The sequence below is a fragment of the Actinoplanes sp. NPDC051388 genome, assembly GCF_055586225.1.
Genome location: NZ_JBVJIP010000006.1, coordinates 125,994 through 142,971, shown reverse-complemented (window position 1 = coordinate 142,971; position 16,978 = coordinate 125,994). Strand labels below are relative to the sequence as shown.

Sequence of the window (16,978 nt, the reverse complement as noted above, 5' to 3'; positions counted from 1 at the left end):
ACTTGGCGCGCACTTGAGCGTGACTAAAGAGCCCTGCGTGCGGCCTCGGCCCAGTGCGGCGCATCCCAGTGCAGGGCGACCCTCTCGGCCTGCCGGAAGTATTCGCGCGCCTCGTCCTCGCACCCGGCCAGCCGGCACAGCTCGCCCAGCGTCTGCGCGACCGGCTGCAGGGCGAGCGTGCAGCTCAGCGCGCCGGGAATCTGGTCCGCGACCGGCCGCAGCAGCTCGATCAGCCCAGGGGCCCGGTCCCGCTCGCCCAGCGCGACCACGGCCAGCGCCCGCAACGTCGCGAAGATGGTGAAGAAGAAGTCCGGCCGGACCGGGCCGAGGTCGACGTGGATCGCCCGGGCCTCCTCCGTCCGGCCCTGCGCGATCATCGCCAGCACGAGCGGATCCAGGGCGTCGCGGTAGTGCTTCGCCGTCTCCCGCATGGCCGGCTCCATCTCGGCCATCCGGCCCTGGCTCAGCCGCAGCGTGGTCACCGCCATGACACCGAAGCCGGCGGCGTGCACCGACCCGGCCCGGCCGAGCCGGTCGGCCGCCGCCAGGTAGACCTGTTCGGACTCCTCGAAGCGCCCGGCCACGTGCAGCAGCCGGGCCTCGCTGAAGCGGTGGATCGCCTCCGCCTCGGTCATCCGGAAGCGGCGGGCGAGCTCGTCCGCCTGGGTGAGTCGGCGGCGCAGCTCGGCCCGGTCGCCACCGAGGCCGGCCGCCGCGGCGAGGGCGTAGACCGCGTACCAGTGGAAGGCCGGCAGGCCAAGGCTCTCGGCGAGGCCCTCGAGCTCGGCGGCCAGCTCGCGCCGCCGGTCGGTGTGGTGGTCCATCTGGGTCGCCTTGATTCCGGTGGCCAGCGCGAAGGCCAGGATCTGCTTCTCGCCGGTCTGCCGGGCCAGCGCGATCGCCTCCTCGCCGGCGGCGAGCACTCGCGGGTCGTCTTCGCCGGCCAGCTCGCTGACCAGGGTGTCGAGCAGTCGGATCCGGGTTTCCGGATCGAGGTCCGCCCGGTCGAGCAGGGCCGCCACGGTGTCCACCACCGGCCGGTCCACCACGCCGTACTGCCGGGCCTGCCACGGGATCGGCTCGGACCACGCGGTGAAGGCGGCGATCAGCAGGTCGTCGCGGCCGGCCGCGCGGGCCGCGTCGAGCGCTCGCTGCCGGGTCTGCCGGGCGGCCGTCAGCGCGCCGGCCCGCAGCTGCGCGCGGAGCAGCCGGCCGAGCAGGTCGCTGCGCCGATCCTCGTCACGGGGCAGCCGATCGAGCGCGACCAGCGCCCGGTCGAGCAGGCGGACCGCGGCGTCGTGGGCATAGCGCAGCTCGGCCTCCTCGGCGGCCCGCACGCCGTAGTCGACGGCCAGATCGTCGGCGCCGGCGGTGTGCGCGTAGTGGTGGGCCAGCGCGGCCAGGTCGTCCGGATGCAGGTCACGGATCACCGCGGCGACCCGGCCGTGCATCCGGGAGCGGCGCAGGTGGGTCAGGTCGGCATAGAGCGTGTCGCGGACCAGCGCGTGGGCGAACCGGACCCGGCCCGGCGCCGGCTCACCGAGCAGTCCGGCCACCACGCCGGTCTCCAGTGCGTCGTAGACCGTGTCCTCGTCCGTCTCGGCGGCGGCGACCAGCACGTCCACTTCGGACTCCCGGCCGAGGACGGCGGCCAGGCGCAGCACCGACACCGCCGCCTGGGGCAGGCGGGCGAGGCGGCGGCGGAGCACGTCGCGTACCCCCTCGGGGACCTCCGCCAGCGCGACCAGCGCGCCCTCGCTGCGCAACAACCGGGCGCTTTCCCTGACGTAGAAGGGGTTTCCGCCGGTGCGCTCGGCCAGTGCCCGCACGGTGTCGCCGTCCACCGGGTGCCCGTGCACGGCGGCGACCAACGAACCCACCTCGACCGGGGCCAGGCCGGTCAGCGCCACCCGTTCCGGCTCGCGCCGGGCCAGCTGCGCGAGCGCCTCCTCCAGCCGTTCGCCGCCCTCGGCCGGCCGATAGGCGACCAGCAACAGCACCCGCACCCCGGCCAGCTCACGGGCCGCCGCCTCCAGCAGGGCGAGGGTTTCGCCGTCGGCGCGATGCAGGTCGTCCAGCAGCACCGCCAGTGGCTCGCGCGCGGCGGCCAGCCGCAGCCAGTCGAGCACCGCCCGATGCAGCCGGAACCGCCCGGCCGACGCGTCGTCCGCCATCGGGGCGGACGCCTTCGTCAGCGCCGCGACCGCCGCCGCGTCGGGCGGCGGATGCCGCTCGGCCAGTTGTCCCAGCGCCTCCACCCAGGCCCAGGCCGAGGGTGCGCCGTCGGTCTCCGGGCAGCGACCGACCGCGACCGTCCAGCCGTCCGCCAGCAGCCGGCCGCGGATCCGGACGAGCAGGCTCGACTTGCCCAGCCCGGCCTCCCCGGTGATCAGGCCGACGCCGCCCGCCGCGCGGGCCCGCCCGGTCAGCGCCCACAGCCGGTCCAGTTCCGGGACGCGGCCGACGAAGACGCCGTCCACCTGCTCCTCGACGGCCACGGCGGTCCGGGCCGGCGCGACCGTTTCGATGATCTCGGTGCGCTGGTGCAGGATCGCGTCCTCCAGGGCGGCGAGCGCCGGACCCGGGTCCAGGCCCAGCTCCTCGCTGAGCGTGCGCCGGGCGGTCCGCAGTGCGGCCAGCGCGTCCGCCTGGCGCCCGGTCGCCCACAGCGCGAGCGCCAGCAACCGCCAGGCCTCCTCGCGCAGCGGGTGCTCGCGGGCCAGCAGCTCGGCGGTCGGCACCGCCTCGGCGGCGCGGCCCAGCCGTACCGTCAGATCCACCGCCAGCTCGCGCCCGGCCAGCCGCAGCTCGCCCAGGCGGGCCGCCTCCGCGGCGGCCCATTCCTCGTCCGCCACCTCGGCATAGGCCGGGCCCTGCCAGAGCGCCAGGCCCTCGCCGATCAGGTCCAGCGCGCGGGCGGGCGCGTCGGCCGCCTGCCGCTGCGCCTCGCGCAGCAGGTCCTCGAACCGCCAGGCGTCCACCGCGTCGGCCGGCAGTCGCAGCGCATAGCCCGGCGCGCGACTGACCAGCAGCGTTGCCGCAGTGCGCTGGGCCCGGCCGGGCTCCAGCAGTTTGCGCAGGTTGGACACATAGGCCTGCAGGGACGCGATGGCCCGCGGCGGCGGCTCGCCGCGCCACAGCTGCTCGATCATCCGGTCCACCGAGACCACCTCGCCGCGGCCCACCAGCAGCAGCGCGAGGACGGCACGCTGACGCGGGCCGCCCGGGTCGACCGGACGGCCGCCGACTTCGGCCTCGATCGGGCCGAGCACGCGCAGGCGCACCACGAGTGTTGAGGATACGGCGCTCCAAGCGCACGCCAAGTGAGCTGCAAAGCAGGTGACAGAAGGTTTGTGCCATGACCGACCAGACCGTTCGGGACCGCCCGGACACCCATGACATGCACGTCGTCCACCGCGTCTTCCGCCGGGAGAGCGCCCTGATGCCGCGGCTGGTCCGCAACGTCCGGGCCGGGGACATCGACCGCGCCCGGTACGTCGCCGCGCACTACCGCGACTACGCCCTCGGCCTGCACCACCATCACACCGCCGAGGACGACCTGATCTGGCCGTTGCTGCTGGCCCGGGTCGACCTCGAGGCCGAGCTGGTGCTGCGGATGGAGAAGCAGCACGAGGGGGTGGCGGCCGGCCTGGAGGCGGTGGCCGCGTTGCTGCCGCAGTGGGAGCGGACCGCGTCGCCGGCCGACGGTGAGCTCATCGCGGTGGCGCTGGAGCAGCACACCGCGGCCCTGCACGAGCACCTCGCCGACGAGGAGAACCACCTGCTCGCGCTGATCGAGGAGCACCTGACCGTCGCCGAGTACGCCGCCCTGAACGAGCGCTTCGCGGCCGAGACGCCCAAGGACAAGCTGCTGTTCTTCCTGGGCGCGCTGCTCGAGGAGGCCACCCCGGCCGAGGCCGCGGATCTGATGCGCAACCTGCCGGTGCCCGCCAAGGTCATCTGGCGGCTGGTCGGGAAGCGCCGATACGCCAAGCGCATCCGGCGGCTCCGCGCGCCACTCAACCGCGGTGCTTGGTGAGCCCGTCGATCAACATGTCCAGCCCGAACTCGAACCGTGCCTCGCCGTCGCCGCCGACCAGCGAGCGCGCGTGCTGCCGCAGAAGGGGGAAGCGGTCGGCGGGCAGCGCCTCGTAGTACGTCACGAGCTGCTCGCCGAACCCCTCCCAGTACTCCCGCACGTCCTGCTCCGAGGCGAGGGAGTGGCGGGAGCCGAGGATCGCGCCCTCGTAGGCGTCCGCGGTGATGTAGAGGAAGAGCCGGTCCAGCGCCCACCCCGCCGTCTCGGGGGTGAGGCCGCCGGCCACCATCATGGCGAGCATCGCCTCGGAGATCCGCAACGCGTTCGGGCCCACCGGGATGGTGCCGAGCGCGGCGCGGGCGATGTCGCCGTGCCGGACCATCGCGTGGTAGCCGTCCCGCGCGAGCTGCTTGATCTGCTCCTGCCAGCGCGCCGGATCGATCTCCGGCACCGGCACCTCGGCGCACATCTCGTCGAACATCAGCTGCAGCAGCTCGTCCTTGTTCGCCACGTGCGCATAGAGGCTGGACGGGCCGGTGTCGAACTCGGCCGCCAGCCTGCGCATGCTCACCGCGTCGACGCCCTCGGCGGTGACGATCTTCAGGGCGGTGCGGACGATCTGATCACGGGTCAGCGGCGCGCGGTCGGCGCGGTGGGGACGCGCGGCGACGGTCTTGCGCCACGGCGGCGGGGGGAGGTCTGTAGCGGCCATCACGAACAATGTACTTGACGCGAACGGTGTTCGTCCGTAGAACGGTGTTCGTACACAACGAACACTGTTCTGAAGACGGGGTGGTCGCATGCAAGCGTTGGTCGAGGAGACCCGGACGCCGTACCGGTGGCGCTGGGTCGGGCTCTTCGTGATCCTGGCCGTCGAGGTGATGGATCTGCTGGACTCGCTGGTCACCACGATCGCCGGGCCGGTGATCCGGGCGGAGATCGGCGGGTCCTACAGCCTGATCCAGTGGCTCGGCGCGGCGTATACGCTGGCCATGGCGATCGGCCTGCTGACCGGCGGGCGGCTCGGCGACATCTTCGGGCGCCGCCGGATGTTCCTGCTGGGCGCGGCCGGGTTCACCCTGGCGTCGCTGCTCTGCGCGGTGTCCTGGAGTCCCGGGGTGCTGATCGGCGCCCGCGCGGTGCAGGGCCTGTTCGGTGCCATCATGCTGCCCCAGGGTCTCGGCATGATCCGGCAGATGTTCTCCCAGGAGGAGCAGGCCAAGGCGTTCGGCGCGTTCGGCCCGGTGATGGGCCTGGGCGCGGTGGGCGGGCCGATCCTGGCCGGCTGGCTGGTCGACGCGGACTACTTCGGGCTCGGCTGGCGGATGATCTTCTTCGTCAACCTGCCGCTCGGCGTCTTCGCGATCATCGGCGCGCTGCGCTTCCTGCCCGAGTTCAAGTCCGAGCGCCGGGTGCGCCTCGACCTGGCCGGCGTGCTGCTCGCCGGGGTCGCCGCGTTCCTGCTGCTCTATCCGCTGGTGCAGGGCCGCGAGCTGGGCTGGCCGGTCTGGATCTTCGTGATGCTGGCGGCCGGCGTGGTGGCGTTCGGCCTGTTCGGGGTCTTCGAGGGCCGCCGTCAGCGGGCCGGCCTCGACCCGCTGGTCACGCCCAGCCTGTTCCGCAAGCGGGCGTTCACCGGCGGGCTGACGCTCGGCCTGGTGTTCTTCGCCGCGCTGATCGGCATCGGCCTGGTCTGCACGCTCTATCTGCAGGTGGGGCTCGGCTATTCGCCGCTCAAGGCGGGTCTGACCACGCTCCCGCAGGCGATCGGCACTGTCGTCGGCTTCATCGCGGCCGGTTCCGGGCTGACCGAGAAGTTCGGGCGCAAGCTGCTGATGCTGGGCACGCTCATCATGATCGTGGCGACCGCCGGGCTGGCGCTGACGGTGGCGTCGGCCGGCTCGGACATCACGCCGTGGCTGCTGATTCCGGCGCTCTTCCCGCTGGGCGCCGGGATGGGCCTGGCGATGGCGCCGTTCTTCAGCATCGTGCTGGCCGGGGTGGACGACGAGGAGACCGGCTCGGCGTCCGGCGCGCTGACCTCGGTGCAGCAGCTGGGCGGCGCGTTCGGCATCGCGGTGCTGGGCACGATGTTCTTCGGGCTGCTGCCCGGCGCGGTCACCCAGCACGTCGACTCGTCCGTCGCGGAACTGCGGCCGGCCCTCACCGCCGCGGGCGTGCCGGCCGGTCGGCAGCCCCAGGTGATCGCCGGGATCCGCGCCTGCCTGCACGACCGGGTGGCCGAGGACGACCCCGACGTGCAGCCGGCTTCCTGCGAAGGGTCCGGCTCTGATCAAACCATCTCGGCGTACGCCCGGAGCGTCGTGCGCGACGGCTTCCGGGACGCCACCGTCTCCGCGCTAGGCGTGGCTTTCCTGATGCTGCTGCTGTCCTTCGCGGCCGCGTTCCTGCTGCCGCGACAGGGCCGGCCCGACGCGCATTAGCCGCCCGGCGGGCCGGTCCGACTCCTTCGGTGGGGCGGTCCGGTCCGCTGTGGACCTGCGCAGCCGCCGGTTGGAGCGGCGGGTCAGACGCCACGCCATCAGGCCGGCCGCGATCACGCCGAGTCCACAGTGCACGAGCAGCACGCCGGCGAGACTCGGGCCGCCCCAGTCGTTCTGATAGGTGGCCGGGTCGTTCAGGTCGATCACGAACGGTTCGACGACGGCCCGGGCCACGAAGTAGATCCCGGCAAACCAGAGGAGGAAAACACCGATTCGCTTCATAGGTCTGACGCTAGGGAGGCGCACACCGCGCCGAAGTGGTGTTAGCACCACCAACCCACCCAAGTGTTTCCCCTTAGTGATCTCCGGGTTGAATGAGCCCGGATTCGTAGATAGGCCGACAGGTCCAGGGTGGCGGGCAGGTCCACCGGCTCCCCGACCACGGTCAGGCGCACGTCCAGCCCGGCGCCGCGCACCTGCGCCGCCAGGTCGTCCAGCCGCTTGAGCGACGGCGGCGGACCGAGCCCGTCGGCGTCGTCCGGGCGCAGCAACTCGACCACCCGCCGGATCTCCTCGACGCTGCGCCGGCCAGCTCCTCGACCTGAGCCAGCGCGTCCCGCTCGGCTGGCGATTGGACCCGACGGTGGTCGGCTCGGGTGGTGGTTGGTTCAGATGGTGGGCAGGCCGGCCGCTTGCCAGGCGGCGAAGCCGCCGGCCAGGTCGGTGGCCCGGGAGAGCCCGAGGTCCTGCAGCGCCGCCGCGGCCAGCGAGCTGGTGTAGCCCTCCTGGCAGGTGACGATGATCTCCAGGTCGTAGCGGGTGGCGAAGCTCAGCCGGGCGTCGCTGCGCGGGTCGAGCCGCCACTCCAGCACGTTGCGTTCGATGATCAGCGCCCCGGGGATCTCGCCGTGCTCGGCGCGCTGGGCGGCCGGGCGGATGTCCACCAGGATCGCGCCGCGCTCGACCGCCGCGAAGGTCTCCTCGGCGGACAGCCGGCGCAGCCGGGTCCGGGCCATCGTGAGCAGGTCGTCGATCCCGGTGGAGCCGGGCGGCGGCGCGGTGAAGGCGGGTGCGGTGCGCAGCGCGGGGGCGGTCACCACTGCACCCCGGCCTTCTCCACCGTGACCACGTCGAGGGCGCCGTCGGTGATCCGGTAGCGGGTCATCGTGGTCAGCGCCGGGCCGTAGACGTGGATGCTGATGGCCGGCCGGGACGACCGGTTGACGATGCGGTGGATGTGCCGGGTGCCGAATCGCCGGCTCGCGCTCTCGCCCAGGTCTCGCGCCACGATCCGGGCCGGCGCCTCGCTGGTCACGGAGTCCTCGGTCAGCGTGCCCGCATAGACGTGGAACGCGCCCGCCGAGCCGCCGTGGTCGTGCAGGTCGGTGCCCTGGCCGGGGAGCCAGGTGAGCAGCCACACCTCGTGGTCTGGCTCGGACGCCAGCCGGTGATACCACCGTTCGCGTGGATTGAAGCGTGGCGCGACCGGCCACTGCTCGGGCTCGGTCGCGTACCGCTCGGCCAGCGCGAGGTGATCGAGCCGCCCGGCGTCGGCGCGTTCGACACGGCTGCCGGGCGCGGCGAGCGGAACGGCGCAACCGTCGGGGGTGGCGAGCAGGGCGGGGCGGATGTCGACCGCGGTCACGGGAGCTCCTCGCTTTGCATATATTGCCTATCAGTTCTATAGGTTTACCGCTAGATGGCGGTCAAGCGCACGCAGACGCGCGCGAACGCGGCCGGAAATCCGGCGGATGCGGGAATCAGGAATGCAAGAAGCGCTGGTCAGCGCGGACAGCGCGCGCTGGCGCACCGCGCCAGGTCGATCGCCAGGCGGGCGGTGAGGAGGACACTCTGCCGCTGCATGGGCCCATCGTCGTCGGGACGGAGAGTCATGGTCAATTCGGTACCACGATGTGAGATCAGCTCAAACTGGCGATCATCAGGCCCAGCAGCGGCTCGTCCGTCCCGATCCAGCGCAGCGCGTACGCGCGATCCGGCGCCATCCGCAACAGCACCCGCCGCTCCTGCCGTGGCGGCCCGGAGGCCGGCTGCCAGGTGTACTCCCAGTCGGCCCCGCCGAGCTTGAGGTCCAGTGCGGCCATGCTGATCAACTGATACCCGGGCAGCGTGCCGGCGGCGAGCGCGGCGCTCTCCTCGGCACGCCACACGGTGATCGGATCGGCGGTCACCGGGCCGTCCGTGCGTACCCGTAAGGATCTGTTGCTCCCGGGGTCGCGGAAGCAGGTCGCCGTGCCGTCGGTCGCGCTGGTCCAGCCCATCGGCACGGCCATCGCGAAGCCGAGCGGATCGGTGTGCCGGACCCAGCCGGGCGGCAGGTAGCCGCGGACGGCGCCGGTGGCGACCACCACATCGCCCGCGGTCAGCTGGTCGTCGCAGATGGCCGGCTCGGGCGGCGCGACCGCGGAGGCCATCGCCGCGGGCCGGTCCGACACCGCGTCCCGGGCCAGTGCCGTGCCGGTGGTGGCGGCCAGCAGCAGCGCCGCCACCGCGACGGTGATCCGGGTGCTGCGGGTCAGCCGGCGCCGGCCGTCCATGATCGGCACCGGGAAGATGCCCATCGTGCGGTCGGCCACCCGGCGCAGCAGCGGCTCGGTCTCCGCGGCGGTCAGCCGCTCGGCGGGCTCCTTGGCCAGCAGGCGCTCGATGATCGGGGTGAGCGGACCGCGCCTGGCCGGCTCGTCCGGTGGCCCGGTGAGCACCGCGTGCATCGAGCCGAGCGCGGTGTCCCGGGCGAACGGCGACCTGCCTTCGACCGCCGCGTGCAGCGTCACGCCCAGCGACCACAGGTCGGCGGCCGGCCCGGACTCCTCGCCACGGATCCGCTCCGGCGCCAGGTATTGCGGCGAGCCGAGCGTCGGGTCCGGCCCGGCACTGTCCACGGTCGCCAGCCCGAAGTCGGTGAGCATCACCCGGCCGTCGTCGGCGAGCAGCACGTTGTGCGGCTTCACGTCGCGGTGCAGCACCCCGGCCGCGTGTGCCGCCCGCAGCGCTTCGAGGATGCCGAGGCCGATCCGGGCGGCTTCGCGATGGCTGACCGGCGGGGCCTGGTGCAGCGAGCGGGACGGCACGTACTCCATCACGATCCAGCAGCTCGCGGCCTGCCAGATGACGTCGTAGACGCGGACCACGCCGGGGTGGTCGAGGCGGGCCGCGGCCCGGGCCTCGGTCATCGCGCCCGGCGAGCCGGCGAGGGTGATCTCCTTGATCGCCACCTGCCGGTGCAGCAGCTCGTCGTCGGCCAGGAAGACACGACCCATGCCGCCCACGCCGATGAGTTCCAGCAGGCGGTAGCGATCGTTGACGAGGTCGTCCACATGACGTGGTTCGTCGCGGGCACCGAGGTAGATGGGTCCGGCCTTCCGATTATCTGATCGAGTTCGATGTAGTGGACATGTCCGGAAGGCCCGCGTTCCGCGTCGTGGAATATCAAAAATTGCTGATGTGGGCAATTGTGGACGCGCGGCACTTGTTCCGTTGTAGACATTCGCGAACTGCAAGTGGATGACATTTAAGAACGTTAGTAAGTGCACTCTGGAACGTTCGCCCAGATCACCACATCATCGCGCAAAAGGAGCATCTCGCCACTGTTGATCTAGTTCGGCTCGGCGCCGCCCACGCTCAGCCGAGAACATGCACGCCGGGCACGGTTGCCACGCTAGACACGAAAGAGTCACTTGGCAGTTTGCCTCTTTCTGAACACCCGCCGAAATCGGCGCACCGCAACCATGTGACCACGCTCCGTCCATCACAATGGTCCTGCCATCACCAGATCGGTCCACAGCCTCAACCGTTAAGGCGGAAAAGGAGTTCAGACCGCGACTGCGCAATCGAGAGCGCTATATGGTGAGCGTCGCCGCCGAGAGCCGGTGCCGGAGGTTTCCCTCGCCCATAACCTCCGATCCCCCGATGAACTAGGACGGACACGTGTCGATTCCCCGCCGCGGCTTATTAGCCGCCGGCTTAGCCACCGCCTTAGCCGGTTCCCTGGGTGTCTTCTCGACCTTGAACGCCGGCGCCGACGAGGTGCCGGAACCGCCCGCTGCTGTCGCCGAAGTCGCCGCCGCCGGCATCGAACCGCCGCCCGAGGTTCTCCCCTGGGGCGAGGAACCCGAACAGGTGAAGTCCGGCGCTCCCGGCGCCACGAGCGCCGCCCTCGCCGCCACCGGCGCGGACATCGCACCCGCCACCAAGGCCGCCTCGGACATCCCCGTGCCCGAGTTCGGTCCGAAGGGTTACACCTCCCGGTCGCGCACGCTGCGCCACAGCAAGACCACGATCGCGCCCCAGCCGCCGTTGACCGGCGTGCTGACGGAGCCGGTCCCCGGCATTTCCCGCGAGGTCAAATACCACTACGCGTCCGGCTTCCAGTACGCGAAGACCGAGGGCAGCTACGCGAACATCGTGATCGGCAAGCCCTTCCTCGACCGATCCGACTACCACACCCTTGCCGAGATCGCAGTGCAGTCCGCGGACGGCAAGCAGATCGTGGAGGTGGGCTGGACGGTCGACCGCAACGTGAACGGTGACGAGGACCCGCACCTGTTCGTCTATCACTGGGTGGACGGCAAGGAGTCCTGCTACAACGCCTGTGGCTGGGTGCAATACAGCAAGACCGTGATCGCCGGCGACACCCTGCCGACCGGCGTCGCGAAGCGCTTCGGCATCCAATACTCGGGCGGCGCCTGGTGGATCGCGTACGACTCGGAGTGGATCGGCTACTTCCCGGACCGGCTCTGGGGCGGCACGTTCACCTCGTCCGGCCTGATCCAGTGGTTCGGTGAGGTGGCCTCGACCACCCTCAAGCCCTGCTCCGACATGGGCACCGGATCCGACGCCAACACCGACTCGGCGGCCCGGTTCGGCACGATCTCGCTGATCAACGGCCCCGAACCGGTGGTCACCGTCAAAGCGACCAGCCCGGAGACCGACACGCCGGTCTTCGCGGTGAACCGGCTCTCCGATCGCACGTTCCGATACGGCGGCGACGGCTACAACTGCAAGACGTAGAGCTCGCGGCTGAAGGCGGTGCCCGGTCCCCGGCGAGGGGGGACCGGGCATCTTTTCGTGCGCTTCCGAGCGAACACGGCACCCCCGGGTCGAACCGAAACGTCCGGGACGGTGTAGAAGAAGGTGGCCGTGCGGAACGCCGAGCAGAGACCGGGGCGGGCGATGAAGAGACGGGTTAGTCCCGACGAGGAGTTGATGACCGCGCTCTACACAGAGCACTACGCGGTTCTACTCAGCTTCATCTCGCGTTATGTCCGTGATCGGCACAAAGCGGAGGACCTGGTTCAGGAGACTCTGCTGCGGGCCTGGAAACACATCGATCACCTGGACACCGATCCCGGCCGGACCAGGTCCTACCTGCTCACCATCGCCCGCAACGTGGTCACCAACGCCTGGCGGGCCGAGCAGCGCCGGCCGCACCTGGTCGCCGACGAGACCGCGGTGAACGCGGTGCCGTCCGCCGACAACGTGGACCAACTCGTCGAGGGCTGGCTGGTGGCCGAGGCCCTGGAGCGCCTGTCGGCCGAGCACCAGGCGGTCGTCCGGGCGATGTATTACGAGGGGCAGAGCGTCGCGGACGCCGCCCGCAAACTCGCCGTTCCCGAGGGCACGATCAAGTCACGGGCCTACTACGCAGTCCGAGCTCTGCGAACCGCGTTCGAGGAGATGGGGGTGCTGCGATGAGCCTGGGCGATCACGACGAACTGCGCCGACTGCTCGGCGGCTACCTGCTGGGCGGCCTCGACGAGACCGACACCGACCGGCTGGACGCGCATCTGCGCGACTGCGACGAGTGCCGAGCCGAGCTGGACATCCTGGCGCCGGTGCCGGAGCTGCTCAAGAGCGCGCCGGAGGCGGTGCGGGCGAACGGCGGCCCGACCGAGTCCGGGCCGGCCCTGGCGATCGGCACCCGGCCCAGCCCGGAGCGCATCGAGGGCCTGCTGCGCCGGATGCGGGCCGAAAAGTCCCGGGACACCCGGATCGCCCGGGTGCGCTGGCTGGCCGCCGCGGCCGTGGTGCTGGTCGCGGTGGCGATCGGCTTCGGCGTGCTGACCGCCGACCGGTCCAACCTGCAACCTCAGGTGCTGCCCAGCCCCGAGCTGGTCACCGCGCAGTTCGAGTCGGCGGCCGGCAGCGGTCTCTCCGGCGAGGCGGTGCTGACCCCGAAGACCTGGGGTGTCTCGGTGTCGCTGGACGTCTCCCGGCTGGAGGGCGACGGCCCCTTCGTCTGCCAGGTGCGCAACTACGGCGGCCAGACCGAGCAGGCCGCGGTCTGGGGACCGACGCCGACCGGCAACGCCAAGGTGATCGGCGCCAGCTCGATCCAGTTGCGGAACGTCAGCGCGATCGCGATCGCCGACCGGCAGGGACACGTGCTGGGCACCGCGCACCTGAATTAGGCGCGTTTGGCCCGCAGGACGTCCCAGCCGGCGCCCAGCTCGCGGTAGATCTCCACGGCCGACGGGTCGCCCGCGTCCTCGAGCGCGGCGGCCATCTCCGGGATGCGGCCGACCGAGCGGTAGTGCTCGGCGGCCCGCATCGCGTGCGACTTCTCGCCGGTGAGCAGGGTGCGGATCCGCGCGGCGGCCGCGAACGCCCTCGCCGGGACGGTCTCCGCCGCCGCCTCCTCCGCGCAGATCGCCTCCGCGGTGCGCACCACCTCGTCGTTGCCCACCGCCAGAGCCAGCCGCACGATGTCCGGCAGCCACTGGTGGCGCAACATCATCGGGGCATAGGACGTGTCCCAGAGCGGCGTCAGCACGGCCAGCGCCTCCTCGGCCCGGCCCTGTTGCTCCAGCATCAGGGCGCGCGCCACCAGCAGGAAGTCGCAGCTCTCCCGCTCGGCGCTGGTGGTCGGCAGCTGCGCCTCGGCCGCGTCCAGGTGCAGGGTCGCGGCATTGCGGTCGCCGCGGCGGCCGGAGATCAGAGCCGCCACCCCGTGCAGCAGCATCGCGACCGCGGGTGGTTCGCGGGTGCCGTGGAAGGTGATGCCCGGGTCGTCGTCGGTGACCATGCTGATCTCGGCCATCGCCTCGTCCCAGCGGCCCAGCCAGTAGCCCTGGATCGCGGACGCCACCTGCAGGCTGGCCGGCAGGTCGTTGCGCTGGGCCACGTCGGCGGCCGAGCGGATGGTGGCGCCGGCCTCGGTCAGCCGGTCCAGGTTCTGCAGCGAGAACACCCGGTTGTCCAGCAGGTCGTAGAGCAGCGCGCCGTCGTCGTCGCCGATGGTGGCGATGGCCGCGTCGATGTGGCTGAGGGCGGCCAGGTGGTCGCGGCGGATGGAGTCGATCAGCCAGCGGGTCTGCAGCGCGAACGCGGCCTCGTATGCCGACTCGGCCTCGTCGTGCACCTCGATCGCGGTGTGCTCGGCCTTGTCCAGATCGGTCAGGTCGCCGCGGCGGAAGTTGGCCAGCAGGATGCGATGCCGGGTGCGCCAGATCGGCGGCACCGACTCGTCGTCCACGGCGTCGCTGAGCAGCGCGATGGCGCCGATCGCGTCGCCCCGGCGGAAGCGCATCGCGGCGAGCAGCTGGCGCATCTCGGCCCGGTCCGCCGGGTCGGCCGCCACCGCGAGCGCCTCGCGGGCCTCCACCTCGGGGTATTCGTCGAGGCGGAAGAGCAGTTTGACGGCTGCCACGAGCAGCAGCGCGCGCTGGTCGGGAGTGGGCACGTCGGTGGCGATCGCCTGGCGCAGCAGGTCGCCCGCGATCCGGGCGGCGCGCTTGGTGAGCCGGGTCAGGTTGGCGGTCAGCCAGCCGACCACCCAGGTGTCGATCACCGTGGACTCGGCGGCGAGCTGCTCGGCGATCCGGGTCACCGGGCTGCCGGCCCGGGCCAGCGCCTCGGCCGCGTGCCGGCGCAGCGTCGACCGCAGCGGCACCGGGATCGCGTCGTGCAGGGCCTGCCGCAGGAACGGGTGCCGGAAGGTGAGGAACTGGCCGGACTCGACGATCACGTGCGCGTTGACCGCCTCGTCGAAGGTGCGGACGAGCAGCACGGGGGAGCGGCCGGTCAGGGCCACCACGTCGGCCGCGGCGAACTCCATGCCCAGCAGCGCGGCCAGGCGCAGCACCTCCTGGGTGTCCGGGGACAGCGACTCGAGGGTGCGCTGGACCGCCGCGATCAGTGATTCCGGGAGGCGGTCGGCGACCGTACCGTCGATCTCGGCGATGCCGTCGACCACCGTGACCGACCGTTGCCGGACCAGGTCGGCAGCCAGCTCGCGGGTGTAAAGGGGGTTGCCCGCGGTGCGGGTGGCCAGCGCCCGCAAGGTCGCGCCCGGCGCGCCCCCCACGATGCCGCCGATCAGCGTCTCGACGTCCGGAACGCTCAGCGGCTCGAGCTCGACCATCCGGGCCTCCCGGGCGATCAGCGCGCGGCGCAGCTGACTCAGCCGCCCGGTGTCCGGCCGGGCGGCCGCCACCAGCAGCAACGGCAGCCGGCGCACCGCGGTGGCGAGCCGGCCCCAGACCAGCAGGCTGGCCTCGTCGGCCCAGTGCATGTCGTCGACCACCAGGATCAGCGGCGCACGCAGGCAGGCCTCGCGGATGAAGGTGAGCAGCCCGGAGTCGCCCTCACCCTGCATGCGCTCGGCCGCGGCGGCCAACCGGGTGTCGCTCGAGGTGGTCTCCAGGCCGAGGGCTTCCATCAAGACCTGCAGGGGTACGCGCTGCCCGAGCTCATCGGCCACCGCCCAGGCCAGCTGGCACCCGGACCCGGTGGCTCGAGCGAACGCGCAGGTCAGCAGCTCGGACTTGCCGATGCCGGGTTCGCCCTCGATCCACACCGTGCCGCCCTGCCCGGCGGCCAGGTCGTTCACCAGGCCGGCCAGCAGCTCCAGCTGATCGGCGCGCCCGACGAACGGCAGCTCCGACCGCGAGCGGGTCACGTGCGCCGGGACCACCTGCAGCCACGGCACGTCGTCCGGCTTCCGCTCCGGGGCGGCCTCGCCGGCCAGCAGGTCACGCTGGATCTGGCGGAGCGCCGGACCCGGCTCGATGCCCAGTTCGTCGACCAGGATCTGCCGGGCGTTCTGATAGACCTCCAGCGCCTCGGCGGTGCGCCCGGCCCCGGCCAGCGCGCGCATCAACAGCTCGTAGAGGGCCTCGTGCAGCGGGTGGTCGCGGACCAGGGCCTGCAGGTCGGTGACCTCGCCGGCGCCGCCGCCCAGTTCCAGGACGGTGCGCGCACGCTGCTCGAGCATGCCCAGCCGCAGCTCGCCGAGCCGCCGCCGCTCCTGCTCCACATATGGTCCCGAAACGCCCGCGAAGGGCTCGCCGTGCCACAGCGCGAGGCCTTCCTCCAGGGCCGCGATGGCGCCCCGCCGGTCACCCTCGCGCAGCCGCCGGACGGATTCGTTGCGGCAGCCGGTGAACCGTTCCACGTCCACCGAGGTCGCCGAGAGCTGGTAGCCGCCGGCCACTGTGGAGAGACGATCCGCGGCCGCGCCCAGGCTGCGGCGCAGGCCGGACACGTACGTGTGCAGGCTGCCGCCCGCGCTGGCCGGCGCGCTGTCCCCCCAGACCGCGCTGACCAGCTCGTCACGTGAGATCGCCCGGCCGGCCTGCGAGGCCAGCACCGCGAAGACGGCCCGCTGCCGGGACGGCCCGAGGGCAACCTCGACACCGTCGACGACAGCCCGTAACTGCCCGAGCACCTCCGCGTGTAGATCGCCCCCCACTGTCACTCCTCGCCGTAGTTGCCCTATTTCTCCCCCGGCTCGGGACATTGTCGTGCATCACTGCAAGGAGTGTTGATCGGGATGGAGGATCTGTGAAGAATCCGTGGAGCGGCCCTCCCCACACTGCGAAGCCTTGACAGGTTATGAGGGGATAGAGCACGTGAAGATCGTTCTGCAGGCATCCGACCCGCTGAGTCGCGCGGGGCTGACCGGGCTGCTCGAGGCCGACCCCGCAAACGAGCTCGTCACGGATTGGGCCGAGGCCGAGGTGGCCGTGGTCGCGGCCGAGCGGCTGCGGCACGACATCGTGTCCACGCTGCGCCGCGCGGCCGAGGACACCGGCAAGCCGGTCGTGCTCATCTGCACCGAGCTCAACGAGGGTGATCTGCTCACCGCGGTGGAGTGCCGGGTGGTCGCGGTGCTGCCGCGGCAGGCGCTGACCGAGGAGCGGCTGCGGCACTGCGTGCGCACGGCCGCGGCCGGCGGCGGGGTGATCCCGCCCAGCCTGGTCGGTGAGCTGCTCAAACACGTCGACCGGCTGCAGCGCGAGGTGCTCGCGCCCAACGGGCTGAACGCCTCCGGCCTGACCGCCCGCGAGATCGACGTGCTGCGGCTGATGGCGGACGGCATGGAGACGCCGGAGATCGCCGCTCAGCTGTGTTACTCCGAGCGGACGGTGAAGAACGTCCTCTACGGCGTCACCCACCGCCTCAAACTGAAGTCCCGCTCGCACGCCATCGCCTATGCCATGCGAGCGGGCGTCTTCTAGGCCTCTTTCCCGAGCTA

The 16,978-nt window shown here is 72.0% G+C and carries 14 protein-coding genes; 6 read left to right on the top strand and 8 right to left on the bottom strand.

What is annotated here, in order from left to right; all coding sequences use genetic code 11:
* Nucleotides 1-23: 23 nt before the first annotated feature.
* Nucleotides 24-3,287, bottom strand: coding sequence for a BTAD domain-containing putative transcriptional regulator (locus ACZ6TI_RS17190; protein ID WP_465346037.1), 3,264 nt, complete (start codon nt 3,285-3,287; stop codon nt 24-26).
* A 71-nt stretch (nt 3,288-3,358) separates the two neighbouring features.
* Here ACZ6TI_RS17190 and ACZ6TI_RS17185 point away from each other — a divergent pair, with 71 nt between their 5' ends.
* A complete protein-coding gene (locus ACZ6TI_RS17185; RefSeq protein ID WP_465346036.1) occupies nt 3,359-4,039 on the top strand; it encodes a hemerythrin domain-containing protein in 681 nt (226 codons plus the stop codon).
* Here ACZ6TI_RS17185 and ACZ6TI_RS17180 read toward each other — a convergent pair.
* Nucleotides 4,020-4,751 carry a TetR/AcrR family transcriptional regulator gene (locus ACZ6TI_RS17180; protein ID WP_465346035.1) on the bottom strand — a complete coding sequence of 244 codons (732 nt, stop codon included), beginning with the start codon at nt 4,749-4,751 and terminating at the stop codon, nt 4,020-4,022. The two genes, ACZ6TI_RS17185 and ACZ6TI_RS17180, sit on opposite strands and share 20 nt — an antisense overlap.
* An 88-nt stretch (nt 4,752-4,839) precedes the next feature.
* Here ACZ6TI_RS17180 and ACZ6TI_RS17175 point away from each other — a divergent pair, with 88 nt between their 5' ends.
* Nucleotides 4,840-6,483 carry an MFS transporter gene (locus ACZ6TI_RS17175; protein ID WP_465346034.1) on the top strand — a complete coding sequence of 548 codons (1,644 nt, stop codon included), beginning with the start codon at nt 4,840-4,842 and terminating at the stop codon, nt 6,481-6,483.
* Here the strand turns inward: ACZ6TI_RS17175 and ACZ6TI_RS17170 are convergent.
* The 5 genes from ACZ6TI_RS17170 to ACZ6TI_RS17150 all read right to left on the bottom strand — a co-directional run bounded on the left by ACZ6TI_RS17170 (nt 6,400) and on the right by ACZ6TI_RS17150 (nt 9,818).
* Nucleotides 6,400-6,765, bottom strand: a complete 366-nt coding sequence (locus ACZ6TI_RS17170) for a hypothetical protein (RefSeq protein WP_465346033.1) — start codon at nt 6,763-6,765, stop codon at nt 6,400-6,402. The genes ACZ6TI_RS17175 and ACZ6TI_RS17170 overlap by 84 nt on opposite strands.
* 41 nt (nt 6,766-6,806) lie before the next feature.
* Nucleotides 6,807-7,043 (bottom strand): hypothetical protein, encoded by a 237-nt coding sequence (locus ACZ6TI_RS17165; RefSeq protein ID WP_465346032.1) that lies wholly within the window; start codon nt 7,041-7,043, stop codon nt 6,807-6,809.
* A gap of 108 nt (nt 7,044-7,151) precedes the next feature.
* Entirely contained in the window at nt 7,152-7,499 is a 348-nt protein-coding gene (locus ACZ6TI_RS17160) for a rhodanese-like domain-containing protein (protein ID WP_465346318.1), read from the bottom strand.
* A gap of 77 nt (nt 7,500-7,576) precedes the next feature.
* Nucleotides 7,577-8,128, bottom strand: coding sequence for a cysteine dioxygenase (locus ACZ6TI_RS17155; RefSeq protein ID WP_465346031.1), 552 nt, complete (start codon nt 8,126-8,128; stop codon nt 7,577-7,579).
* A gap of 274 nt (nt 8,129-8,402) precedes the next feature.
* A complete protein-coding gene (locus ACZ6TI_RS17150; RefSeq protein WP_465346030.1) occupies nt 8,403-9,818 on the bottom strand; it encodes a serine/threonine-protein kinase in 1,416 nt (471 codons plus the stop codon).
* Between the two features lie 688 nt (nt 9,819-10,506).
* Between ACZ6TI_RS17150 and ACZ6TI_RS17145 the strand changes: the two genes are divergently transcribed.
* The 3 genes from ACZ6TI_RS17145 to ACZ6TI_RS17135 all read left to right on the top strand — a co-directional run bounded on the left by ACZ6TI_RS17145 (nt 10,507) and on the right by ACZ6TI_RS17135 (nt 12,911).
* Complete coding sequence (locus tag ACZ6TI_RS17145) at nt 10,507-11,511, top strand: neprosin family prolyl endopeptidase (protein ID WP_465346029.1); 1,005 nt, start codon at nt 10,507-10,509, stop codon at nt 11,509-11,511.
* A gap of 162 nt (nt 11,512-11,673) precedes the next feature.
* Nucleotides 11,674-12,195, top strand: coding sequence for a sigma-70 family RNA polymerase sigma factor (locus ACZ6TI_RS17140; protein WP_465346028.1), 522 nt, complete (start codon nt 11,674-11,676; stop codon nt 12,193-12,195).
* Nucleotides 12,192-12,911, top strand: coding sequence for a zf-HC2 domain-containing protein (locus ACZ6TI_RS17135; RefSeq protein ID WP_465346027.1), 720 nt, complete (start codon nt 12,192-12,194; stop codon nt 12,909-12,911). Before ACZ6TI_RS17140 ends, ACZ6TI_RS17135 begins: the two co-directional genes overlap by 4 nt.
* Here the strand turns inward: ACZ6TI_RS17135 and ACZ6TI_RS17130 are convergent.
* Nucleotides 12,908-16,192 carry a BTAD domain-containing putative transcriptional regulator gene (locus ACZ6TI_RS17130; RefSeq protein ID WP_465346026.1) on the bottom strand — a complete coding sequence of 1,095 codons (3,285 nt, stop codon included), beginning with the start codon at nt 16,190-16,192 and terminating at the stop codon, nt 12,908-12,910. The two genes, ACZ6TI_RS17135 and ACZ6TI_RS17130, sit on opposite strands and share 4 nt — an antisense overlap.
* A 151-nt stretch (nt 16,193-16,343) precedes the next feature.
* Between ACZ6TI_RS17130 and ACZ6TI_RS17125 the strand changes: the two genes are divergently transcribed.
* Nucleotides 16,344-16,961, top strand: a complete 618-nt coding sequence (locus ACZ6TI_RS17125; protein ID WP_465346317.1) for a helix-turn-helix transcriptional regulator — start codon at nt 16,344-16,346, stop codon at nt 16,959-16,961.
* The last annotated feature ends 17 nt before the right edge of the window (nt 16,962-16,978 follow it).

Bases quoted from the DNA above. Each gene is read 5' to 3' on its own strand.
- ACZ6TI_RS17185 (WP_465346036.1), top strand. From the start codon at position 3,359: ATGACCGACCAGACCGTTCGGGACCGCCCGGACACCCATGACATGCAC.
- ACZ6TI_RS17180 (WP_465346035.1), bottom strand. From the start codon at position 4,751: ATGGCCGCTACAGACCTCCCCCCGCCGCCGTGGCGCAAGACCGTCGCC.
- ACZ6TI_RS17175 (WP_465346034.1), top strand. From the start codon at position 4,840: ATGCAAGCGTTGGTCGAGGAGACCCGGACGCCGTACCGGTGGCGCTGG.
- ACZ6TI_RS17170 (WP_465346033.1), bottom strand. From the start codon at position 6,765: ATGAAGCGAATCGGTGTTTTCCTCCTCTGGTTTGCCGGGATCTACTTC.
- ACZ6TI_RS17160 (WP_465346318.1), bottom strand. From the start codon at position 7,499: ATGGCCCGGACCCGGCTGCGCCGGCTGTCCGCCGAGGAGACCTTCGCG.
- ACZ6TI_RS17140 (WP_465346028.1), top strand. From the start codon at position 11,674: ATGAAGAGACGGGTTAGTCCCGACGAGGAGTTGATGACCGCGCTCTAC.
- ACZ6TI_RS17135 (WP_465346027.1), top strand. From the start codon at position 12,192: ATGAGCCTGGGCGATCACGACGAACTGCGCCGACTGCTCGGCGGCTAC.